Origin of the sequence: Methylomonas sp. MK1, from assembly GCF_000365425.1 — a bacterium.
GTDB lineage: Bacteria > Pseudomonadota > Gammaproteobacteria > Methylococcales > Methylomonadaceae > Methylomonas.
On the sequence record NZ_AQOV01000001.1, the window covers coordinates 370,635 to 394,397 of the forward strand.

Here is a 23,763-nt window from a genome sequence, read left to right on the forward strand (position 1 = left end):
TTGCTCCTCTGCCAGCCAAGGGCGTAACGGCCAGGACGTATATTTTTTGTTGCCAATAATTGAGGTTAGTGCCATGGAACAGCCTATCGGTTGGAAAATCGGTTAAAGCGTATCGAAGCTTTGCTAAGACATGGGTCGCCCACCGGGGCGAAGGTTTGTAACCCGCCACGCATCCTGCAATGGCAAAGCTTATGCGGTGATAAAACGTCCATGCGTGTGAAAGTGTTGAAGAATGCCAATTGTTTGAGAGTCTGTTAGACCTAATGGTTTTGCTTATTTCTTCCGCAATAAATATCCGGAATAGGCGACAAAATCTTGGCCGTTGATCGTCTCCAGCCGAACGGTTTCCTGCATGCCTCGTCCCAGCCCAAGAATGACGGCTGCATTTTCCGATACCGGTGCAATGGGAAAAGTCAGATTATTTATGTCGAAAGTGGGGATGGAATACTCCAGCATCAAAAAACCGTCCCGTTCGCGTAGGGCGCATTTTTCCGGAACCATCGCCTCGCCTTCGGCAAGATTCACAATCTCGTATTCGCCCAGACGACTACGCATGGAGGCAGGAATCGGTACGGGTTGAATTTTTTCGCCCAACACAAAGGTTTGCCCTTGCCAATGGGCCAGCGCCAGGTCATGACCGTCGACATGGCGCACCGATACGCCCACTTCGGTCAGTTGCTTGGGTTGTAGCGGAATCAATCCCAGCAGCTTGTAGCGAATGCCGAATTTACCATCGTCTCTACCGACCAAATCCATGCTGTTACCGTTCAGCTCGGTGGTCAGAGTATCGCCATCCGCCGTTAACTTGATGTAGCCCAGCGCGGTTGCATACTGCCCTGCCGCCAGTTGCTGTTCTTGCGGGATTAAGCCGCGGGTTTCGATCACGGGTGTTTCGGTTTCTTCCGGCAGCGGCATACCGTTTTTTATCGCAACCGCCAGTTTTAGGGCTTTATCGGTGATTTTGTCGATCAAGTCGCCGGTGGGCGGGGAATTCGCCAACACGACCACGCCCAGCTTGTGTTCCGGCAGCACCGTCAGCAAGCTACGATGAAAAAGCGTGGCTCCGCCGTGTGCGGCGACATCGCCGATACCGGGCTTGCTGGTAAAGAACCAACCCAAACCAGTTTTGGTGCCCACATCCAGCGCCACATCCTGGTTTTGCTGGCGCAGCATTTCATGCAGAGTTTCCGGTTTCAATATGAGCCGGCCATTGGTTTTGCCGTCCGCCAAGACCATGGCGATAAAGCGGCTTAGGTCCAAGACATTCGCGTTCAAGCCCCCGGCCGGCATATCGCGCAGTGCCACTTCCGTCTTTTCCTGATCATTTTTATAGGCTTTCGAGGCCAGTTCCCCCTCGATGCCAAGCGAAAAAGCCGCATTCGTCATCCCGAGCGGTTTTAACAACTGACGGTCGGCATAACTGCTGAAATCCTGGCCTGTAAGCCGTTCCAACATCGTCCCTAATAAGGTGATGCCCAGATTCGAATAGGCCCAGATACGATTGGGCGGATAAGCGACGTATTCGTCTTTCAGCATGCCGACAAGCTGACTGAACGGCGCCGGAGTTTTAGTCCACATGCCATTGCCTCTATCGCCCGGCAAACCGGAATGATGCGTCATGATATTGCGCGGGGTAATCGGACCGGCCTCCGGGAAGCGGCTTTTGATCGCGAAATTTGGCAGATAGGTTTGCAACGGTCGATCAATATCCAGTTTGCCTTGCTCGGCGAGTTGCATCACCAGCGTATCGGTGAAGAGCTTGGAGATGGAGCCGACTCGATAAACCGTTTCCGGTGTGGCGGCAATCTGCCTGGCTTGATCGGCATAGCCGAAACCTTGCGACCAGACGACCTGCTGATCGTCCACCACGGCGATGCTTAAGCCTTCCACATCCTGTTCGGACATTTCCTGTTCAATCAGCCAGGCAAGATGAGCCTTGAGGTAACTGTAATCGCCGCGTTGTACCGTATCCGGCTTTAGCGGCGGCGAACCGGCGCAACCGCTTAGCAATAGCAATATCGCGCTTAAATATGTCAAATAGGTTTTCATCTGGTCCTTGAAGGGGTGATCATCGATTAGTCGGCCAGCAAGATTTTAAGCCCGTGTGGCTGGGGCTGCGAGGCTTTTACCAAAGCTAATGGGGTACGAGGATAGTATTTGGCGAGCCCATTACAGTCAAACGTTTTAACAGTGCGGCCTTGAGCCTACGCGATGGCAGACTTTAACATCGGAAGTAGTTGCGCGTTGAGTGATGATTACAGTGTTCATTTTTTGTGTAACGGTTTGAGTCAGTGTTTTGCCATGTTAGCAAACTCGGCCAGCAATGGGTTCGGAACGATCATAGCCCTACCCCGACCGGAAACGCCGTCTTATCCACCACGCGCCGCAACACGAAGCTGGAATGCACCCCGGTCACGCCCGGAATACTAGTGATACGTTTCAGCAGCAATTCCTGGTAGGCGTCCAAGTCCTTGACCATAACCTTGAGCTGGTAATCGGCGGTCTGGCCGGTGATCAACAGACATTCCATCACTTCCGGAATCCCGGCAACCGCCGCTTCGAACGCATTGAAACGTTCCGGCGTGTGTTGGTCCATCGAAATGTGGATCAAGGCCATCAGCGTCAGACCCAAGGCTTTGGCATCCAGCAGCGCCCGGTAGCCGACGATCAAGCCGCCCTCCTCCAACGCTCGCACCCGTCGCAAGCAAGGCGACGGCGATAAGCCGATGCGATCAGCCAACTCCTGATTGCTGATGCGGCCGTCGGCTTGCAGGATGTTCAAGATTTGCCTGTCGTATCGATCCAGTTCCATAAAATACCCGTTATTTACACATTAAAACAATTAAATAAACAATATTCCAGTTATATAGCAATACTCTATCAATGAATTGCGTTTTATATGGCATAAACGCAATCGCCTAGCGGACGGTTTGGCTTATCTTATCGGCATCCCATTTACCGAGAGCATTCAGCCATGTTGACCAATCCTTCTTGCAAATACCATCCATTCCCACCTGTGGCGCTTGCCGACCGCCGATGGCCCAATCGCACAATCAGCCAAGCGCCGATCTGGATGAGCACCGACTTGCGCGACGGCAACCAAGCCTTGTTCGAACCGATGAACGCCGAACGCAAATTGCGCCTGTTCCGCACCTTGTGCGGCATCGGTTTCAAAGAAATCGAAGTAGCGTTTCCGTCGGCTTCGCAAACCGATTTCGACTTCGTGCGCCGTTTGATAGACGAGGCGTTGATCCCCGAAGACGTCACCATCGAAGTTCTAAGCCACGCCCGTGAGCCATTGTTGCGCCGCACCGTCGAAGCTTTGCACGGCGCGCGCTCGGCCATCGTCCATATCGTCAACGCGACCTCGCCACCGTTTCGCGAATTGGTATTGGGCAAGAGCCGTGCCGAGGTGTTGACTATGGCCGTCGATGCGGTGCGATTGGTCAAGCAATTGACTGCCGACCAGCCGCAAACCCAGTGGCGCTTGCAATACAGCCTGGAAACCTTCACCGCCACCGAGCCGGATTTCGCCGTCGAGGTTTGCGATGCGGTCAGTGCCGCCTGGGGCGCGACGCCGGACAACAAGATCATTCTGAATTTGCCGGCGTCGGTGGAAACGGCGACGCCGAACGTCTACGCCGACCAGATCGAATGGATGCACCGCCATATCGCCCGCCGCGACAGCGTCATCCTCAGCGTGCATCCGCACAACGACCGCGGCACCGCGGTAGCCGCCGCCGAACTGGCGTTGATGGCCGGCGCCGAGCGCATCGAGGGTTGCTTGTTCGGCAACGGCGAACGTACCGGCAACGTAGATTTGGTGACGCTGGCGTTGAATCTGTATACCCAGGGCGTGGCACCGGGCTTGGATTTTTCGGACATCGATGCGGTGGTGCGTGATTTCGAGGCTTGCACCGGGCTGAGCGTACCGCCGCGCCAACCCTATGCCGGCCAATTGGTGTTCACCGCATTTTCCGGCTCACACCAGGACGCTATCAAAAAAGGCTTTGCCGCCCAGCATCCCGGTAGCGTCTGGAACGTGCCCTATCTGCCGTTCGATCCGGCCGATGTCGGCCGCGGTTACGACGCGGTGATCCGCATCAACAGCCAGTCCGGCAAGGGCGGCATCGCCAATTTGCTGGAAAGCCATTATGGCGTCGTGTTGCCGCGACGTTTGCAGGTGGAGTTTTCGCAAATAGTGCAAGGCCATGCCGACCGCCACGGCGGTGAAATCGGCGCGGGCCAGTTATGGCGATTGTTCGCACAGACGTATCTCGATGTAGCAAAGCCGTTGCGTTACCTCGGCCATCAATTGTTCGAGCATGCGCAAGGACAAGGCATACAACTGCAAATCGAGTTGGACGGCGAACCATGCGCTTTAACCGGCGTGGGTAACGGGCCGATAGCCGCCGCCGTCCAGGCTTTAGGCTCGCTCGGCGGCGCAGTGTCGGTGTGCAGCTACGAGGAACGCTCGGTCGGCAGTGGCGGCGATGCCCAGGCCTGCGCCTTTGTCGAACTGGCAACTGCGAACGGCCCAACCACCTATGGTGTCGGCCTGGACGGCAACATCGTCACCGCATCCATCAAGGCGCTGATCGGTGGCTGCAATCGCTTGGCCAACGATACCGGCTGGCAACGCGGCGAGTTTGATAACGGCGGTTTTAGCGCGGATAGCACGCCAGCCGTAACCCCTACAGAGTGAAACAGGAGACAACATTGAATACTTATCGCAGGAATGCCCAGGATTACGCACAAAACTCGCAAGCCCAACAGTAATGGGCCGAAGAACTGATGGCAAAGCCCATATGGCTATGGTCTTGCTCGAGATTGAAGCGGAGAAATCGACAAAACGTTGGCCTGCATGGCCTGAAATAGCGAAGCGTTTTCGGAAGAATGGGAGGCCTTTTTCCGTGCGAGTATTCTTCGATATTCGCACGGCTTTCATGCTCAAATGCTTATCTGATTGTGTCAGTTCGGCCAAAATTCGCCAGAAGAAACGAAAATGCCAATTGCAAAAATTCAGCCAATAGAGGCATAGAGTGTGGTGAGTTTACGATCCGCACCAATCGCGAACGATGCGGAGCACGTTGTTTACCGCATCCTCCGGGCTACCTTCAAACTGCTCCATACTTTATTTCTTTTCGTTTATTTTCCAAAATTCGGTTTATTTAAAATTAGCACGATTAAAAATTAACCCTGATTTCCCCGTAAAAACTCCTACCCGCCAAGGGCAGGTCGTTGGGGATAGCGGCCGTGGGATTGCCGGCCAAGCTGGGTTCGCGGGCGTCCACGTCGAACAAATTCCGCACCGAGAACGCCACTTCGAAATGATCGTGGATATTCTTACGGCGCAGGGTCAGGTCGACCAAAGTGTAATCGTCTATGGCAGGGCGGTTGTCACCGGCGGCCCGTTCGCGACCGATGATCCATTTGGCCTGAGGGGTGAATTGCCAGTCAGGGACAAATTCCCAGATGGTGCGCAGATAGACTTGGTGATGCGGCGCATAGCCGGCGTCTTGTTGGGCTGCGTTGTCCGTGGATTTCTGATAGGAATAGCTTCCCGCCAGTTTGAGGTTGTCTAGGGCTTTCCATTCGGCCTCCAGTTCGCCGCCGTAGCCGGTCTGGGTACCGGTGTTCTGCGCGGTGGATGAAGGCGCTTGGGTGTCAGGTACGTAGCGGATGATGTCCTTCCACCAATAATTGAAGACATTCAAGCCCAGCCGCAGCTTATCGTGGGGCCGGTAATCGAAGGCCAGCTCGATGGTATCCATAGTTTCCGGCTTAAGACCTGAATTGCCCAGCTGCGCCGGATTGTTCGTGGCATACAATTCCGCGAAATTCGGCGCGCGGAAGGCGCTGCCATACATGAATTTGGTGGTGAGGTCGTATCGGGTTTCCCACACCAGGGCCGCGCGCGGGTTTACCGTTTCGCCGAAGTCAGAATACCTGTCGTAACGCACTCCGCCGGTCAAGGCCCAGTCCTTGGCGAATATCCATTGATCCTGAACGAAAAAGAAAAAATCCTTGCGGTCTTTTGTCGGCAAGAAGGTCGAGGTGGTACCTGAGACGTCGATCAGCGGTACACCGGGCATGAAAGGAATCGGGGTTCCCGTGGCCGGATCCAGGCCGAAGTTTTGGCTGACCTTAACCTTGTAAATGCTGTCGTAGTTGATGCCGGCGCCGAATCGCAAGATGTGATTTTCAAATCCGTTATAAATCGCCGACAGGTTGCCGCGGGCATGGCGTTCCCAGTTCTCCGGGTTGCCGATGTAGCCATTGGGAAAGGCTACCAAACCCACGGGATTGGCAAAATCGATCTGGCCGTTGGCGCCGATGGGCAGGCGAGCGCCGGGGGGAAACAGGGTCAGATTACGCTCGACAATCTGGCTGGTGTTCAGGTAGCTGAGTTGCCCCGTGACCTCCCAGTTATCGGCAAACTCGGCATTCTGATAGGTCAGGTCCGCATTCCAGCGGTCGCTGCCGTAACGATTGGTGGAATCCAGAGCCTGGGCGACACCGGCGCCGTTGCCAAAATTGCTGCGGTGCTGCAAGCCGCCGCGGAACCGCCAATGGTCGCGGGACAAATCCAGACGTGCGTCCAAATTGTCGCGCGACAGATTGACCGGACCGGGCGCCAGCGAGGCATGGGGGCCCAAAGCCTGGTCCAATTGGGTCTGCAAATCGGATTCGATAATGGATTTCTGCCCGGCGGAAGTGTGGTATTCCACGCTTGCGGCCACGTCGAAGCCGGCCCATTCGCCGCCGTGCAAGGCCCAGCCGTCGTAGGTGTCGAAACTGCCGACGCGGCCACCGACCTCCGTGCCTTCAATGTCCTGCTTGGTCTTGGTGATGATGTTAATCACCCCGGCGAAGGCATCGGCGCCATACACGGCCGACCCCGGCCCGCGCACCACCTCAATGCGGGCGATGGACTGTATCGGCATACCGCCCCAAATTTGCCCCCTATCGCCGGCAAACGAGTTGCTGATGGGTATGCCGTTAACCAGCACCAGAACCTGCGGGTTGAATGCCGAATGGATTCCGCGAAAAGTGTAAATGGGGTTGTAACCGCTATTGCTGCGCGCTACGTGCAAGCCTGGCACGGTTTCCAGCACCTCGTCGATGTCCGTCGCGCCCATGGCCTTGATGTCTGCCGCAGTGACGACCGACGCCACCGCTGGCGCCTTGCTCACCGGCTGCCGAGTGCCGGTGGCGATGCTGACCATTTCCTCGCTGCCGTAAATCTGTGCCAAGTCTTCTTCCTCGATAGACGGTGCGGCCAGCGAGGCTGTCGCCCAGATCAATACTGGCGCGGCGGTCACAAGAGATACTGTCAAACTTTTCATCATGCCCCCTGCCGTGCAAAAGCGATTGCCGCTACTGAAAAAATAATGCGTCATCTACCTTGTCCACGCTCCCAATCATCCAGTGCGATCGAGTACTTCGCCATACCAAATAAAATAGGTGGTTTCAAACCGCCCCCAACTTTATTTCTTTTCCTGTATTTTCCAAAATTCGGTTTACTTAATCATAGTACGGTTAAAAGTTAACCCTGATTTCCCCGTAAAAACGCCTGCCGACTCAAGAGCAGGTCGGCGGCGATAGTCAGTCATCGTTTTGGTTTATGTCGATAATTTTCTCGATTGATGCGATTCGTGCCTCACCGCGCCCGAATCGTTTGTCTGCTTTTGCAGGAATACTTTCCGTTTGAAAACTTGAAGCTGCGGCTGCTAGGGTCGGCTTTAATCAGGGACCAGCCAGTACTATTTCGTAATCAGGCCATTCTAAGCGATTAGCGTTTTACGTTCTCGCGCTGCCCACCACTGTTGCCACCGCATTGATAAACTCCATACGCCCAAAACCGTTTTCCCGGCTTGGCCGGGCCGTGCCAGCCGTTGGCGCGCAGTTGTTCGGCAATCAGGTAATTCATCAGGCCGTGGCCGACCAGCAGGACGTTGTCGTGCGCTTCCGCCAATTCGATCAGCCGGTTTGCGGCCTGTCGCGCCCGGCATTTGGCGACCGCATAAGCTTCGCCGTTTTGCGAGAAACCGGCCAACCAGAGCAATCGACAAACCGTCACCCACGCCGTAATGGGTAGCGGTATCGCGCCGCTGCCGAAATGCGGCAGCGGCGATTCGCGAAACAAGCTATCCGCCGCAGGCAATTGGGCAAACCCCAACGCATGAGCCGATTCGACGGAGCGCAGCAAGTCGCTGCACGCCACGTAGTTGGTATGGCGCAGCTCCGCCAAGGTTTCCGGCGGCGGCCGGTCGACGATGCCGGATGCGTCGTAAGCCATGGCGATGGCGGGCAAATCCCTGCCGCGAGCCATGCCAGACAGTTCGACGGCCGGTTTGCCGTGTCTGATCAAGATGATTTGCATGTCAGCTTAATGTACCGATGTAACGGGCTTCGGCAGCGAAAAGTTTCAAAGTGCTCATGCGGCCCATTCCTACAAGTATTCGCCTTGATGCTCGCGCACCATGCGAACGGCCGGTTCTCGGATTTCCGATGAAGTTTGGTTTGACCTTTTCCGTCTCATTGCTCCCTTCTCTCAAAGGCTGGAGCCTCCAAGAAATCCGGGGCGACTCAGTTACACACGGGGCAATTCGATAAAGCGTAATTGTCATATAAACCCGGCAATATTTTGTTATGATCAGAATCGCATATGCAGGCTGCTATCTGCCTAGAATATTAACCCGGCCCTTACATTCCCGGCATTCTTCGTTCCCGCGGGGCGAGCGCCTTTAGATCGCGAAGCAAACCATTTTAAGCGCAGGGCTATCTCCTTCGTGAGAGCGGCGATATTGACGGGTTGAATTAGTAATCAAGCTAAAGGGTTAGGCCTCTTGGGGAAAATGATTTTCAAGCGCTTATAAATTGGAGAAATACGTTATGTCTAAATTAAGATTTGTTGTTTCCACATTGGCGTTGGCTTGGCTACCCAATGCGCAGGCGGCCTATAGCGGTAGTCTATCTTTTGTTCAACCTACCGGCACTGTCGTTGCGACCGATAACATTCCAGTTTGGTTGAAACTAAGTTTGGACGCCGCATCAGATCCCTTGGTTTATTCCAACACGGGTGGCGGTACCCCGCCGTTTGGCATCAATCCAGCCAACTACCCAACCAATTTTTCTTATTACGATTCAAACACTAGCCAAAGCATCTACATAAACAATGGCGTACTCATCGCCGTGAATAGTATTTCTTTCAGTACCTCTATTGGTTGTAACGGTACATTTCTGGCCGATACCTGTTCTTCCGGACCTTACGAATTCAACTTCGACACCAGTAGCCCGGACAGTATCCTCACCCAACAGAATATCGCCTTAAACCCTGGCGATAGCTTTGAGTATTTGCTTGGCAACTTTACCGCAACCAATGGCGCCGCCCCAGCCGGCAACTACGAGTTTTATGCGTCGGGATTGACTATGTATTTTTACGGCACGGTTAGGGGCCCGAAATTGGATGAAAACGGTGCGCCGGTTCTGGATGGGAACGGCGATCCAATTTTGGTGGATTTTGTTAACGCTGAAGGGAGTCTGGAAATCGCCACTACAGCCTGTGCAGTCCAAACCGGCCCAACTTGCTCGGACATATTTGCGCGAACAGTCGTCGCAGCCCCCGTACCCGTTCCTGCCGCTTTTTGGTTGTTTGGTTCAACCCTGCTCGGTTTTGTCGGCTACAGTCGTCGCGGTGTCGCCGCGCGGCTTGTCTAATCCTTGTTAATGCCTGATCTCTCTATCCTAAATATTCTTAGCCGTCAGCCCTCGAATGTGTTGGCGGTTTCTTCAATGGTTGTCGCCAAGTAGGTCAGGTTACGCGCTAGCGTTACCTGACATTTCCGCCGGTCGAAATGATGCCTTCTGATAATAAAGCATCCGTTTAAAACAAATGAGCATTTGTACCTCTGGAGTCTATTCTCTGCTACCATTCGGAGCGGTCAAGGCGGGATTGCTTGGCCGTAAATGGATTTCGGTTTTGCAGGGCAGCCTCAATGCATGATCGAGCACACCACTATCGATGAGGCGCAATATCAGAGGGACCATAATGGACAAACTTACAGCACTTTCTTTAAGCATCGGCGTATTGGCTGGAGTCGCCACATTTTTGGCGGTGGGGCCGGCTAGCGGCGTGTTCTTTATCTGGGCCGCCACCATTGCCTGGGCAGCCTATTTTTTCTTGGGTGCGACCAAGGAAGCCTTGAAAAATACTATTGTCTGCGGGATTTTCGGCGTATTCATGGCCTGGGTAACAGCGATTATCTTGACCGGTATTTCGCCGGATACCGCCTTAGGTTTTCCGGCAATGGCCGCCATTACGGTAACTTTTGCGGTCGTGGTGATGTGTCTGGCCGCCAATTTTCCACAATTGGCGACCATTCCCGCCAGCGTTTTGGGCTATTCGTCTACATTCGCCTATTTATTGCAAACACCGGACAAGTTGACGCAAGAAGTCTTGTTCGGCGCGTCGCTGAGCAATCCTTTGCTGGTGATTTCGATCTCGATTGTGGTGGGCACATATTTTGGCCAGTTGTCTGCGCAATTAGCCGCCAAGTGGACCAAAGAGTAACCATGTTTTAAGCTGAACCGTAGGGGTTACGGGCAAACACCCACTCCGATTGTTCGGCGAAAATAGGCGGAAAGTAAAAACTCCGCCTAACCATCAAAAAAATTCGGTCATTTCATTATCGTTCCGCCCAGAACTCTCTGGCTCAAAACGAGGATTCTGAGAGCCGATTTCCCTCCCATGAGTTTGGCTTCTCGCAGACCCGGAATTAGCCGCAAATTGCCAATTCATTCTGTTTTAGGTGAAAATGGCAAGTTACGCATAGTTCAGTCTCTGCCGGAATAAGCAATCAGATTGCTGATAAGCCGTGCGACGGGCTATGCACAAAGGCCATTGACTAAATGACGCGCGGGGTGTCGCTGTACCCTGTCTACGGCATTCACTTGGTCAGATACAGCTACAGGACGCATCGAGAATAACAAAAATCATGTCTACCCATTCACGACACATCCAGTTAATGGATACCACGCTGCGCGACGGCGAACAAACCCAGGGCGTAGCGTTTACGCCGATGGAAAAAGTCAGCATAGCCAAAGCTTTGTTGCAGTTTTTGCGCGTTGACCGTATCGAAGTCGCTTCGGCGCGGGTTTCGGAAGGCGAGAAGGAAGCGGTCAGCCTGATCAATCAGTGGGCGCGGCAGGAAGGTTTTGCCGAGCGCGTAGAAGTATTGGGCTTTGTCGATCATACCCGTAGCGTCGATTGGATCAAATCGACCGGCGGCAGCGTGATCAATCTACTGGCGAAGGGCAGCGAAAAACATTGCCGCGAACAGCTCGGTAAAACCCTGGAGCAACACAGCGCCGACGTCCTGCAAACCATCGCCTATGCCCACGAGCAAAGCTTGAAGATCAATGTTTATCTGGAAGACTGGTCGAATGGTTACAAAGATAGCCGGGGTTATGTCTACGGCTTGATGGAACGCTTGCAACAAGCCCCGATCAGTCATTTCATGCTCCCCGATACCTTGGGCGTGATGTCGCCGGACGAAGTTTTCGCCAGCTTTAGCGATATGTGCCAGCGCTACCCTGCCCTGCAATTTGATTTCCATCCGCACAACGATTACGGCCTGGCGACCGCCAATGTGATGGCCGCAGTGCGGGCCGGCGTCAGCGCGGTGCATTGCACCGTCAATTGCCTGGGCGAGCGCGCCGGCAACGCCTCTATCGCCGAAGTAGCGGTGGTGCTGCGCGATAAAATGGCGATGGAATTGTCCGTGGACGAAAGCCATTTGGTGCGCATCAGCGAGATGGTGGAGAACTTTTCCGGCAAGCGCGTTGCCGCCAACGCCCCTATCGTCGGCGCCGATGTCTTCACACAAACCGCCGGCATCCACGCCGACGGCGACCAAAAAGGCGGTTTGTATAAAACCAAACTGGGGCCGGAGCGTTTTTCGCGGATTCGCAGCTATGCGCTAGGCAAAATGAGCGGCAAGGCCTCGTTGAAAAAAAACCTGGAACAGTTGGAGTTGGATCTGTCGGAAGAAGACCAGAAAAAAGTGCTGGCGCGCATCGTCAGCATCGGCGACTCCAAGCAGACCATCACCACCGACGACCTGCCCTTCATCATCGCCGACGTGCTGGAAAGCAAGAGTTATCAGCACATCAAGTTACTGGCTTGCTCGATCAACAGCGGCCTGGATTTACCGTCCACCGTCAGCATCCGCGTCGAAGTGAAAGGCGAGAAACATCAGACCACCGGCGCCGGCAGCGGCGGCTTCGATGCCTTTATTGATGCCATCGGCAAAGTGCTGCCACATTACGATTACACTTTGCCGACCCTGGCCGATTATGAAATTCGCATTCCAAAAGGCGGCCACACCAGCGCCCTGACCGAATGCGTGATTACCTGGGATTGCGGCACCGAGCTGCGCAAAACCCGCGGCGTACATGTCAACCAGGTGTTTGCCGGGATTTTGGCGACGATCAAATTGATCAATATTCAATTACACGAGATGACAGGCAATCCACAGACAACGGTGTAGATACCTTGCCGTTCTGCGAAATCGCACCTTGCGGAGCCCAGGAATTCATGCGCCGCTGAACTTGGGACAGATAAAACCGGGCAACGGCTGGAAAACAGTCTTAAAATTCGCCGCTGGGTTCCGAAAATACGCTTATCGTGGAAAAACAAAATCAAAACGGCAAGATGCACGGCTCGAATGAACAACCCCGGTTCATATCCGAGCCGCCAGGCCTCCGGCAACCATCGCCAACCGCCGAGCAAGTCGCACGAGTCCATCTACTTTATTCCAATCTGCCTTTTTCCATCGGCATTAGCGGATTGCTTGCTTGCATCCTGATGTTCGTTTTAACGCCGGCAAGCAATTCCCATCGCTTGCTCGCCTGGTTCGGCATATTGAGCTTGGTTTTAATGGCAAGAGGCATACTGTTTGTTTTTTGGCGAAAACACGCTTATTCCAGCGGCGAAATCGACGATCTGGACGACTGGCTCCGATGGTTCCGCATCGGGACGATTGCCGGCGGGGTCGTTTGGGGCATCGGCGGCATCGTGCTTGCGCCGTTGGGCGATATCGGTCATAAGGTCTACGTATCCTTTGCGTTGGGCGGCCTGTGCGCCGGCGCCGCCTCGACCCTGGCGATCGACCGCCTCTCCGTAGTCGGCTTTTTATTGACGGTTCTGCTGCCGCAAATTGTTTTTCTGGCCTTACAGGACGATACGCTCTCCTATGGCATGAGCGCGATGGAAACCCTGTTTTTGCTGTTCCTATTGGCTAGTTCCAGACAAACGCGTCTGCACCTGGAGGAAAATGTACGATTGCGATTAAGGGCTACCGAAAACGAATTCCGATTGCGCCATATGCTGGAGAGCAGCCCAATCGCGACCTGCATCGAGGATGCCGTCGACGGCCGGGTGATTTTTGCCAACTTAAGCTACGCCTCGCTGATCGATACCACGCCGGATCGGGCCATCGGTGCCTTTACCACCGATTTTTATGCCCGTCCGGAAGAATATGCCGAGGTGATGGACAGGCTGAGTAAGGGCGAACACGTCACCAACCAACTGGTCGAGTTGCGTAGCCCAGGCGAACCTCACTGGATTAAGTGGACATTGACATCCTATTTTCCGGTGGAATATCAAAATAAATCGGCGCTTCTGGTTTGGTTCTACGATATTACCGACCGTAAGATTTCGGAAGACCGGGTTCAACATTTAGCCTATCACGACACGCTGACCGGTTTACCGAACCGCTCGCTGTTCCGGGATCGCCTGCAACAAGCCATCGCCACCGCCGAACGCGAACGAAGCGCGCTAGCCCTGATGTTTGTCGATCTGGATAAATTCAAACCGGTGAACGACGGCTACGGACATGGCATTGGCGACCTGCTATTAAAGGCCGTCGCCGAACGCATTGGCCGCTGTCTGCGCAAATCGGATTCCCCGGCCAGAATCGGCGGCGACGAATTTGTCGTGCTGTTGCCGGCCATCAAAACCGAGAAAAATGCCCTGGAAATCGCGGAAAAGGTCCGGTACGAGTTAAGTCAGCCATTCGAGATCGAAGGCTTGACGCTCGGCATTTCCGCTAGCATCGGCCTAGCCGTTTATCCGGATCATGCCGATGAAATACAGCAATTGATCAATCGCGCGGACACGGCGATGTATTACGCAAAAAGCGAAGGCAGGAATTGCGTGCGTATCTACCGACCCGACATGCGGGAGCAAAATTGCTGACGCCAACGGCAATGACACCAAACGCAAGATACTATTCATCGTTCCCACGCGGAGCGTGGGAACGATGAATGATTGCTCTAATTTGGCGCATCGTATCGTGGTAATTAGAATTATGTATCAACAACATCTCAAGCCCAGTTTATCCAAAATAATCCAGGTTCAGGCAGTGAATGTCATTCTTATGTATTGATGGAGCGAAGCCATGAAAATCCTATTCCTGATCGGCTTTAGCATGTCCGTGTTTTTTCCGGATTCTCAGGCGTTGGCGGAACCTATGAAGTGCGTAGTGGAAGGAAAAACTCTTTACACCGACGATCAGGCCCGTTGCGTCAAGGGAGCCATCAAGCCCATCAATGGTAGTGTGCTAATGTCATCTTCTCCAAAGAAGGGTGTAGATGCACCAAATGGTAGCGCTAAACCAGGGCTTGACCTGCCGTCCGGGCTTGATGGAATTCTTCAGCATTTCGGCATCACCGAAAAGGAAGTAAAGGATGGTTGGCAAACAGTTATGGATGCACATAAACGAGGTTCTTGGAAGGCTCCTGAAATGCCTGATGATGACAAATAGTGCTGGCGATGGGTTGGTTTCCGTCGATCAATAGTCGACTGCATTAGTATGAGGCAAGTACAGATTGGCGCGGCTTATCAAACATTGCAGAGCACGAATTGACTTAAACGCGTTCCGTGCGGATCGTTACCTCACCGCACGCTACGAGCTCGCCAAAGCCGACACTGATCGTTAACCGGCACCTGAATTGGTTTTTGCCCATTTACGATAATCCGTAAGTCGCACGAAATATCGACAGGACTTTCTTGAAAACCCTTCCGTCCCCCAAGAATTATCCGAAAAATTTCAAAGACTTGCCGCCATCCGAGACCATGGCCCGAAGCTTGCGTCGTCAGTTGGACATCGCCAGCTGCTCAATATGAGCGACTGGCGTTCAACTCGACAAATCAATCAGGAGCCCATCATGCCGAATTACGATCGACAACTTATTATTCAAGTACTCACCAGTTCCGGCGACGAAAGCATCAAATCCGGTTCGGAAGCGCTGAACAAACGCGCCACCCAGAACGGAATCAGTTCAACGGTAATCACCTACCCAGCGCATGCCTCAGGTACCAAATTCAAGATTTTAGAGTTTCAACTGCGCGAACAATTGGTGAAATTGACCGACAAGTCGCGGGTCTATATTCGAGGCCACGGTGACTGGATTGAAGCGACCTCCGGCGGTATCAAAGGCGAGGACATGGCGGATACCCTACACCGACTGGGAATGCCCAGGGTTAAAGTCATCAGCATCACGTCTTGCAAGGGCGCGCGTGGGGCCTACTTTAAATCCAACCTGCTAAGCAAGGGCGACCAAAGCTTTGCCGGTCAATTTCACGCCCGTCTCCACGACCACGGCATCGATACGACCGTCTACGCCCGCATTCATAACGTGTTCGTCACTGACGAAGGTTTTGCGAAAAAATACGGCGGCAAGCTAGGCGAAAAATCGACCCGCGATACCTTCGACGCGGAACCCGACGAAGGAATAGCCGCCGGCGACGACAAACATGTGAACCACCGCCCCGAATCGAAAATGAAATTCGAGTGGAAAAACGGCCGGCAAGAACGTAACTGGGTAGATTATGCCTGACAAATTTTCATAGTTCCCACGCCAGGGCGTGGGAACTATAAAGACGAATGCGTTCGCTACGGTAAAGTAGCCGGCTGCCGACTATCCATTTGCCACCGCGTTACTTTTCTACTCGGCCGTTGAACAAATTTTCTCCATCGGCCGAGCTTTTTTCTCGGTCATTCGAGCTGGGCGTTAGAGCGGTGCAGAAATGTTCTTCATCGTTCGAGTCCGGAGCTCGGCCGTTCCGGAAAATTTCTAAAACCTTGCAGCTCTGAGTTCGAACGTTGGAGATAATTGCTCGGTTTCCCGGCATGGGCGGCTTACTCAAGCCGATTTGGCCGCCCGGTAAATCAGCTAATACTTCTATAAAGCCCCTTCCATTCAGGTTTTGCCTAGGTTTGCCGGGGCAGCGGTTTTTCGGGGGAAGGCTTGCCACCAATCTGATAAAATCCGCAGTTTATTTATCGATCAAACATTCCCGATTTATCGCTTTAACCACTTAGCACTCACCAACCCATGAAAAATTACAAAATCGCAATATTGGCCGGCGACGGCATCGGCCCTGAGATTACTGCGGAAGCCGTTAAGGTTCTGAAAGTGATTGAAGAACGTAACGACGTAAGCTTCGAATTGTTGCCGGCTGCCTTCGGCGCCTGCGCGTATTTCGAATCCGGTTCGGCGTTTCCGCATCAAACCAAAGCCATTTGCGACGAGGCCGACGCGATCTTGAAAGGTCCAATTGGCTTGAGCCACGAAGACTCCAAGCGCATTCCCATCGACGAGCAGCCCGAACGCGGCGCGTTGCTGCCTCTGCGCCGCCGTTACAACACCTACGCCAACTTCCGTCCGGTGTCCTTGCCTAAATCGCTGGCGCATTTCTCGCCGTTAAAAGCGGAAATCATCGGCGAAGGTATCGATTTGGTGATCGTCCGCGAATTGGTCGGCGGTTTGTATTTCGGCGAGAAAGAAATGGGCGTCAACGATGCCGGTTTGCGTTACGTCCGCGAAACCCTGGAATACGACGAGTCGCAAATTCAGCAAATCATGCAGCAAGCGTTCAAATTGGCCCGTAAGCGCCGGAAATTGCTGCACAACATCCATAAAAGCAACGTGCTGAAATCCAGTGTGTTGTGGAATGAGGTGATGGAAGAAGTCGCGAAAGATTATCCGGACGTGCAAGTCGTGAATATGCTGGTCGATGCCGCCGCCACCGCGCTATGCCTGAAACCGACCCAGTTCGATGTGATGGTGATGGAAAACATGTTCGGCGATATTCTCAGCGACCAAGGCGGCGGTATCTTGGGCTCCTTGGGTTTGATGCCCTCGGCCTGTATCGGTCCGGATAAAGCCTATTACGAACCTTCGCACGGTTCGGCGCCGGACATCGCCGGCAAAAACATCGCTAATCCTTACTCGATGATAGGTTCGGTGGCGATGATGCTGGAAAACAGTTTCGACATGGAAGCGGAAGCGAAAAACGTCTGGGCGGCGATGCAAGGCGTATTTGCCGACGGCTACTCTACCGCCGACTTATCCAAACCCGGTAGCGGCGTGACCATGATCAGCACGGTTGAGTTTGGCGACAAAGTGGTTGAAAAGCTGCGCACTATGCCTAAGGTCTAAGCGGGCTTTTGGCTTTTAGACCTGAACACGATAACGGGCATAGTGCGGTCCGTCCGGTATTATGCCCGTTAAGGTCTTTATGGCCCTGACAGCCTTATGTGCGTTTTTTAAAAGCACGCGAAACGATTCCGGCTCTTCATGACTGTCGATTAGGGCGACGTGGATAATGCGCTTGTGGGAGGGAAACGCCAGCCGATACGCCGACTTGGCGGCATTCAGCACACTGCTTTTGGAAGTCGTCGCTACCTTGCTTAACGGCTGACGCTTAGGCTTGCAGTGTTCATTGTCCCGCAGCCGCCGGTTACATACTGGCGTGGTGATGCAAGAAAAAATCGATGATGGCATCGCTACGCTGTTCCGGCCATTGCGCATGCGGTTTGTCGCCTTCGCAATACACGGTTTTTACGCCATTGGCGCAACCGGAATAGGCCACGCAACCGTTGCCTATCGTATCGGGAATCGGCTCGCATTTGTTACAGGCCGCCCACCAGCCGGCCGTTTGCTGCCCGTAACCCGGAAACAGCCGGTCCTTGCTGCTGTGCATGATCATCACCGGCAAGGGTTCCGGGCATTTGCGGTCGCGTAAGTCCTCATATGTTACGCCGGCGGCACTGGGGGCAATTGCTGTAGGAACGTGCCGGGTGCCGGTCATAAAGGCTAAAGCCATTGCCGAGGTGCCGCCATCGGAATGGCCGGTTACATAGACCTGTTTTTCATCGATACACCATTTTTTGGCCATCGCATGGGGGATCGTACCCAGTTCCACGGTCGTGCTTGGCGAAAGCTCGGGATGATCGGCATAAGCAACGATAAAGCCGGAGCGGGTAGCGGGTAAAGTGAATCCAGTCATCTTCTCCGTCTTGGCGCGATTCGCGCCCGCCGGTGAAAATACCAGTAATAAAGGATGGGCAATCGATGCATCATAATTCTTAGGGGTGCGGACGTTGTAATTTATGCCGTTTTCGGTTTCTTCCCCGTACGTTTCTCCGGCATCGCCACTCAATAGGTCCGGCAGGCAAGCGCCATGCAGCATATCCGGTCGGTAAACGGTTTGCCCGAGTTCCACCGGAACGCCGCTATGATCCAGCCAGAGCATGCCGACCAGCGCTATTACCGGCAATCCGAACAAGACTTTTTGCCAACGATTGCTTTCAAAAAGATAGGACTTTAACTGCGCAATGTTCATTTTGATGGCTCCCTTGATGGGTTCGACGCTTGGTTTAGGCTTCCGGATTTTGCTTGGGTGTTAGCTTTAACGCAGCCCGGAATAAGCCGTAAGCCAGCAAAGACAGGCTGGCTATCGTTATCAGCAGCGGCGTGTAGTTTTTACCCGGTACCAACTCCAGCCCGACTGAGAACGGAATATGGGTATCCAGGCGCTTATCCTTATCAACGATAGCAATATGCGCCAGGTAATTGCCGGCGCCATAACGGCTAAAGTCCACCGAGACGTTCGCCGTGCCGGTTTTGACTTTTTGTGGTTCCTGATAAAACACCCGCGTACCATACGGCTCTTTGGTGATCTCGAATTCGACGCTGACATGGCGCAGGCTTTTGCCCTCGTAATCGAACACTAGCTTGGTGGGGCCGACGCCGGGAATGATGTTGCAGTATTCCCGGTTGCCCGACAATGTCGGGGTATACGCCGTAAAATGCACGCGTTCAAAGCCCACTCGCGCATTGCAGTTATCGACCTCTTCGGCCGCGCCGCGATGAGCGTGGGCATTGCCCAACAGCAGGCAGGCCAGCGCCAAGGTCAAGGCCAACCTTGTTCCCTGACTTTTATAACTGTTATGTGCGGTGTTCATCGGGTTCCTCCTGCAACGCGTTTAACTTAAGCTGGTCAACGCAATTAGAAATCGAAGGTTTCCACTTCGGAAAACAGAAATGTCGGCGCGCCGCCGCTGGAAATCTCGACCGCATGTGCAGCCGTTTCCTGGCCGCCAGGCGAACTTAGGCAGGCTTGCAAGTCGCTCAGTGTAGGGAAGTACACTTCCGCGATACGATGAAACTGCGCGGCGCTTTGGTCGGCATTGGATTTAATCAGGGAGGCGACGAAACGGGTTTTGCCGGCCAGTTTTTCAACGGCCATCGGCACGTGTTCGTCGGCATAGCGGCGTTCGAAGGTTTCCAGATCGGTCGGTACTGGATACATCACAATTAATTTTGCTGATTTCATAGGTTTCTCGAATGTTTTTGTAAAGGGGAGATGCTATGAGACTCCTATTTTGTTGATTAGTAAAATACCGGTTTTCTATGGAATAATAGGCTTTGCCTATTCAAGTGATGAGCTAAACATGGAAATGCAACAAATACGCTACTTCCTGGCAGTTTGCGATAAGGGCTCGTTTACCCGCGCCGCGCAATCGACTTACGTCGCGCAGCCGTCGTTGACGCAAGCAATCAAAAAGTTGGAAGACGAACTGGGCGGGGAGTTATTCAGCCGCGAACGTAGCGGCTGTCGTTTGACATCACTGGGGCGTTTGGTGGAGCCGAGCCTGAGGCAGATCTTTCGCGAGGCGCAAACCATCAAGGCCGAGGCTGTCCGCTTCAGCCGCTTGAACACCGTGCCGCTGCGCATAGGCGTGATGGCTACTATTGCCGCGCAACATCTCAGCCCGTTCTTCGCCGACTTCCAGCAAGAACGGCCGCATGTGGAATTGGAACTGGTGGTGGATAACGAGTGTAATCTGTTGCAACAATTGGACGAGGGGCGGCTGGATTTGATGGTCAGTGCGCCGACCTCGCCGCTACCGGCGCATTTACAGTCCTTAAAGCTTTACGAAGAGCGTTATGTCGTGGTTTTTAACGACAAGCATCGCTTCAATCAATTATCGGTCATCGATTTGGCGACCATCCAATCCGAGCCTTATCTGGACCGGCTAAACTGCGAATTACGCGAAACCTTGCGCGGCGTTTGCCTAGGCCGGCAGATCAATCTTTATGCGGCTTATAGAAGCAACAGCGAGGAATGGATATTGAGCATGGTGCGGGCCGGGATAGGCTTGGCGTTGATGCCGGAATTCAGTGTACCGAACCGGGGCGATAAGCTCAAAACCCGATATTTATCCGATCCGGAAATTCGGCGCACGATTTGTGCGGTTTACCAGGACTCGGCGGCTACAAATCCGGAAGTAAACCAGTTGCTGGAAAAGTTTAAAGTTGGTTTTTGACGAGGGCGATTAGCTTATCCGCGTCTTGGCTAAACAATTGTGTCAATTTGCGCACAAACCGCCGCCGCTTAGCCGGGCGAACCCGAATTAATCATCGTTCCCAGGCTCTGGCGTAGGAACGCAGCCTCTGACGCTCCGGCGTCCTGCTGAACAAGGCAAACATGGGCAGAAGCCGCTAGGTCATCACCGAAGCCAACAAAGCGCATGTCATCACCTGCACGGTAGTGGAATGGCTGGCCGTTTTCACGCGCCCGGAACCGGGCCAGTCGTCCTGGACAGTTGGCAATATCAACGCCAACGCATCGGTTTGAAACTTTACGGCTACGTGATCTTGGAAAATCATCCGCACTTCATCGCCCAGGCCCCGGAGCTGGACAAATACGTGGCCAGCTTCAAAGCCTATACCGCCCGCAGGATCATCAATCATTTGCAGCAACAAAAAGCGGAGCTCCTGCTCCAACGGCGGTGCTTTGCCAAAGCGGCGCATAAACAAGATCGCGAATATCAGTTCTGGCAAGAAGGCGTGCATGCCGAATTGATTTTGAACGAAGCGATAATGCGGGAAAGCTGGCTTATATCCACGTCAATCCGGTTAAACGCGGTTACGTGAATTTGCCGCAGCATTGGCGCTATTCTAGCGCCGCTAACTATGAGGGCTTGATGGGGTTGATGGTGATCGACGTTTGGTGACGGACGCTGGAGCGTCCGTGGCGGCACTCATTTTAACTAATTCCAAAGCAAGGAATCATGTCAGTAAAATCGTGCCCGCGGCCAAATCGGTAAACGTAAGCTTTAATCCCTTACCCACGCTTCAACCAGCCGGCTTGGTATATGCGGAGATTCGCTGGATTGCGGGTGGTTTTTGCCCGCGATGACGCAATAGATCACGCGCAGGGTGTCTGCCAGTAATAGCCAGGTGATCAGCATGAATAAGCTGGTTAAGCCGGCATTCAAATAGTCATTGAAGATCAAATGGGGCGCGTTTTTCACTTGCTCGGCTGGGAGAGCGCCGTTGGCGAGTCGGGCGGATAAATCCGCGGCATGCGATAAAAATCCCACCCGCAAATCGGCGGCAAACAATTTTTCCCAAGCGGCGGTGCTGGTGACGATAATCAACCAGGCTAAGGGGGTTGCCGTCACCCACACATATTTCAATTTGTCCGACTTCACCAAGATTGTGGTGGCTACGCATAAGGCAATTGCCGCCAGCATTTGGTTGGCAATACCGAATAAAGGCCACAGACTGTTGATACCGCCCAAGGGGTCGATGGTGCCCATGTACAGAAAATAGCCCCAAGCGCCGACTACCAATCCACTGGTCAACAAGATGCTGGGGTAGCTGTTGGTTTTCGCCAGACCCACATTACCCAGAATGTCTTGCAGCATGAAGCGGGCGACACGAGTGCCTGCGTCCAGAGTGGTCAAAATGAATAAAGCCTCGAACATGATCGCGAAGTGATACCAGGCTGCCAGCAGGTGCTCGCCGAACACCTGCGCGAATAAGCTGGCCATACCTACCGCCAGCGACGGCGCGCCGCCGGTACGGGCGAACAGCGTGGATTCGCCCATGGTTTTGGCCAGGGTCTGCATCTGCTCGACGCTCACCGGAAAGCCCCAGCTGCTGATCTTGGCGACGGCATCCACCGCTTCTTTACCGACAATGCCAGCCGGGCTATTGATCGCAAAATACACGCCAGGCTCCAACACCGATGCGGCAATCATCGCCATGATGGCGACGAAGGATTCCATCATCATCGCCCCGTAGCCAATGAAGCGGGCGTCTTGCTCGTTAGCCAGCAATTTGGGCGTAGTCCCGGAGGAGATCAGCGCATGAAAGCCGGAAATGGCTCCGCAGGCGATGGTGATAAACACAAACGGAAACAGTTTGCCGCCGAATATCGGCCCCGTGCCGTCGATGAATTGGGTGAGCGCCGGCATTTTCAATTCCGGGCGTAACACGACGATAGCAACTGCTAACGCGGCGATGGTGCCCAGTTTCATAAAGGTGGACAAATAGTCGCGCGGCGCAAGTAAAAGCCAGACCGGCAATACCGCCGCCGCGAAGCCGTACAAAATGACCATAACCGCCAATTGCGGGGCGTCGTAATCAAACCAGCTGCGTATTGTCGGACTATCATCGATCCAGCCGCCGCCGAGGACCGCAAATATCAACAACGAGACCCCGATTAAAGTGGCCTCCAACACCCGGCCCGGTCTTAAATGGTGTAAGTAACAGCCCATCAGTACGGCTATCGGAATGGTAGCCGCTACTGTGGAAGTGGCCCAAGGGCTGTGTTTCATGGCATTCACGACCACCAACCCCAGTACCGCGATCAGGATCACCATAATCATCATCACGCCTATCATGGCTGCGGTGCCGCCAATAGCGCCCAACTCGTCTTTCGCCATTTGCCCTAGTGAACGGCCATCCCGGCGGATCGAGAAAAATAGCGTGACAAAATCCTGTACACAGCCGCCAAGCACTGCTCCCACCAGTATCCAAAGGGTGCCTGGCAGATAGCCGAATTGGGCGGCCAAGGTCGGCCCGATTAAGGGGCCGGGACCCGCGATTGCTGCAAAATGGTGCCCGAACACCACCCATTTATGGGTAGGCATAAAGTCGCGGCCGTCGTCGAAACGCTCTGCGGGGGTGGCGCGGCTTGGGTCCAATACCAAAACTTTAGTCGCGACAAATGCGCTATAGAAACGATAACCCAGCGCGTAAATACAAATCGCCGCGACGATCAGCCACATGCTATTAATGGATTCGCCGCGCTGCAAAGCAATGCCGCCGACGGCGAAGGCGCCGGTCAGGGCGACGCAAGCCCAGAAAAAAATGGACGGTACTTGTTTGTTGGGGCCAGACATGGCGAGTTCCTTTGGATTGTAATCGGTGTACTGCGTGATAGAGTTCGCAAAATGGTAGCATGTCAGCGTCAATTGCTGTTGGCGGATTAGCTCGGAAACCTACTGTTTTGAACAGTTTTACCGTCAATTCGCCACCGCCATTGGCTGGTTTTGTTCAATTGGATTGAATAGGCCTTAGCCGCTGACTTGCCGGCGTATAATTAAGACTTGC

General features: G+C 53.8%; 18 protein-coding genes. 10 read left to right on the forward strand and 8 right to left on the reverse strand.

Annotated features, from left to right (window positions below; all coding sequences use genetic code 11):
• Window positions 1-273 precede the first annotated feature (273 nt).
• Window positions 274-2,049 (reverse strand): serine hydrolase domain-containing protein, encoded by a 1,776-nt coding sequence (locus G006_RS0101590; protein WP_020481406.1) that lies wholly within the window; start codon window positions 2,047-2,049, stop codon window positions 274-276.
• A gap of 289 nt (window positions 2,050-2,338) precedes the next feature.
• Window positions 2,339-2,812: an Lrp/AsnC family transcriptional regulator gene (locus G006_RS0101595; protein ID WP_020481407.1), complete on the reverse strand. Its 474-nt coding sequence runs from the start codon at window positions 2,810-2,812 to the stop codon at window positions 2,339-2,341.
• 162 nt (window positions 2,813-2,974) lie between these two features.
• On the opposite strand from G006_RS0101595, the gene leuA reads away from it, so the two are divergent.
• Window positions 2,975-4,705 carry a 2-isopropylmalate synthase gene (leuA, locus tag G006_RS0101600; RefSeq protein ID WP_026146771.1) on the forward strand — a complete coding sequence of 577 codons (1,731 nt, stop codon included), beginning with the start codon at window positions 2,975-2,977 and terminating at the stop codon, window positions 4,703-4,705.
• A 481-nt stretch (window positions 4,706-5,186) separates the two neighbouring features.
• Here the strand turns inward: leuA and G006_RS0101610 are convergent, their stop codons facing one another.
• Window positions 5,187-7,403, reverse strand: a complete 2,217-nt coding sequence (locus G006_RS0101610; protein ID WP_020481410.1) for a TonB-dependent receptor plug domain-containing protein — start codon at window positions 7,401-7,403, stop codon at window positions 5,187-5,189.
• A 392-nt stretch (window positions 7,404-7,795) separates the two neighbouring features.
• On the reverse strand, window positions 7,796-8,386 hold the full coding sequence (locus tag G006_RS0101615) for a histidine phosphatase family protein (protein ID WP_020481411.1): 591 nt from the start codon (window positions 8,384-8,386) through the stop codon (window positions 7,796-7,798).
• A gap of 512 nt (window positions 8,387-8,898) precedes the next feature.
• Between G006_RS0101615 and G006_RS0101620 the strand changes: the two genes are divergently transcribed.
• The 7 genes from G006_RS0101620 (at window position 8,899) to leuB (ending at window position 17,511) form a co-directional block, all read left to right on the forward strand.
• Window positions 8,899-9,723 (forward strand): hypothetical protein, encoded by an 825-nt coding sequence (locus tag G006_RS0101620; RefSeq protein ID WP_020481412.1) that lies wholly within the window; start codon window positions 8,899-8,901, stop codon window positions 9,721-9,723.
• 331 nt (window positions 9,724-10,054) lie between these two features.
• Window positions 10,055-10,576 (forward strand): DUF1097 domain-containing protein, encoded by a 522-nt coding sequence (locus G006_RS0101625; protein WP_020481413.1) that lies wholly within the window; start codon window positions 10,055-10,057, stop codon window positions 10,574-10,576.
• A 424-nt stretch (window positions 10,577-11,000) separates the two neighbouring features.
• Window positions 11,001-12,554, forward strand: a complete 1,554-nt coding sequence (locus tag G006_RS0101630) for an alpha-isopropylmalate synthase regulatory domain-containing protein (protein ID WP_026146773.1) — start codon at window positions 11,001-11,003, stop codon at window positions 12,552-12,554.
• Between the two features lie 137 nt (window positions 12,555-12,691).
• Window positions 12,692-14,263 (forward strand): sensor domain-containing diguanylate cyclase, encoded by a 1,572-nt coding sequence (locus G006_RS0101635; protein WP_020481415.1) that lies wholly within the window; start codon window positions 12,692-12,694, stop codon window positions 14,261-14,263.
• A gap of 202 nt (window positions 14,264-14,465) precedes the next feature.
• Window positions 14,466-14,831, forward strand: a complete 366-nt coding sequence (locus G006_RS0101640; RefSeq protein WP_020481416.1) for a hypothetical protein — start codon at window positions 14,466-14,468, stop codon at window positions 14,829-14,831.
• Window positions 14,832-15,234: 403 nt separating this feature from the next.
• The gene (locus G006_RS0101645) at window positions 15,235-15,906 is read left to right on the forward strand and encodes a C80 family cysteine peptidase (protein ID WP_020481417.1); all 672 of its coding nucleotides are present in this window, start codon (window positions 15,235-15,237) and stop codon (window positions 15,904-15,906) included.
• A 498-nt stretch (window positions 15,907-16,404) separates the two neighbouring features.
• Complete coding sequence (gene leuB / locus G006_RS0101650) at window positions 16,405-17,511, forward strand: 3-isopropylmalate dehydrogenase (protein ID WP_020481418.1); 1,107 nt, start codon at window positions 16,405-16,407, stop codon at window positions 17,509-17,511.
• A gap of 301 nt (window positions 17,512-17,812) precedes the next feature.
• Here leuB and G006_RS0101660 read toward each other — a convergent pair whose 3' ends face one another.
• The 3 genes from G006_RS0101660 to G006_RS0101670 are packed head-to-tail and all read right to left on the reverse strand — an operon-like array spanning window position 17,813 to window position 19,690.
• Window positions 17,813-18,697 carry an alpha/beta hydrolase family esterase gene (locus tag G006_RS0101660; RefSeq protein WP_020481420.1) on the reverse strand — a complete coding sequence of 295 codons (885 nt, stop codon included), beginning with the start codon at window positions 18,695-18,697 and terminating at the stop codon, window positions 17,813-17,815.
• A gap of 34 nt (window positions 18,698-18,731) precedes the next feature.
• The gene (locus G006_RS0101665; protein ID WP_020481421.1) at window positions 18,732-19,319 is read right to left on the reverse strand and encodes a hypothetical protein; all 588 of its coding nucleotides are present in this window, start codon (window positions 19,317-19,319) and stop codon (window positions 18,732-18,734) included.
• 44 nt (window positions 19,320-19,363) lie between these two features.
• Complete coding sequence (locus G006_RS0101670) at window positions 19,364-19,690, reverse strand: EthD family reductase (RefSeq protein ID WP_020481422.1); 327 nt, start codon at window positions 19,688-19,690, stop codon at window positions 19,364-19,366.
• A gap of 118 nt (window positions 19,691-19,808) precedes the next feature.
• On the opposite strand from G006_RS0101670, the gene G006_RS0101675 reads away from it, so the two are divergent.
• Window positions 19,809-20,684: a LysR family transcriptional regulator gene (locus G006_RS0101675; protein ID WP_020481423.1), complete on the forward strand. Its 876-nt coding sequence runs from the start codon at window positions 19,809-19,811 to the stop codon at window positions 20,682-20,684.
• A gap of 229 nt (window positions 20,685-20,913) precedes the next feature.
• A complete protein-coding gene (locus G006_RS26535) occupies window positions 20,914-21,294 on the forward strand; it encodes a transposase (RefSeq protein WP_327036664.1) in 381 nt (126 codons plus the stop codon).
• A gap of 182 nt (window positions 21,295-21,476) precedes the next feature.
• Here the strand turns inward: G006_RS26535 and G006_RS0101685 are convergent, their stop codons facing one another.
• Complete coding sequence (locus G006_RS0101685; protein ID WP_020481424.1) at window positions 21,477-23,552, reverse strand: carbon starvation CstA family protein; 2,076 nt, start codon at window positions 23,550-23,552, stop codon at window positions 21,477-21,479.
• Between the last annotated feature and the right edge of the window lie 211 nt (window positions 23,553-23,763).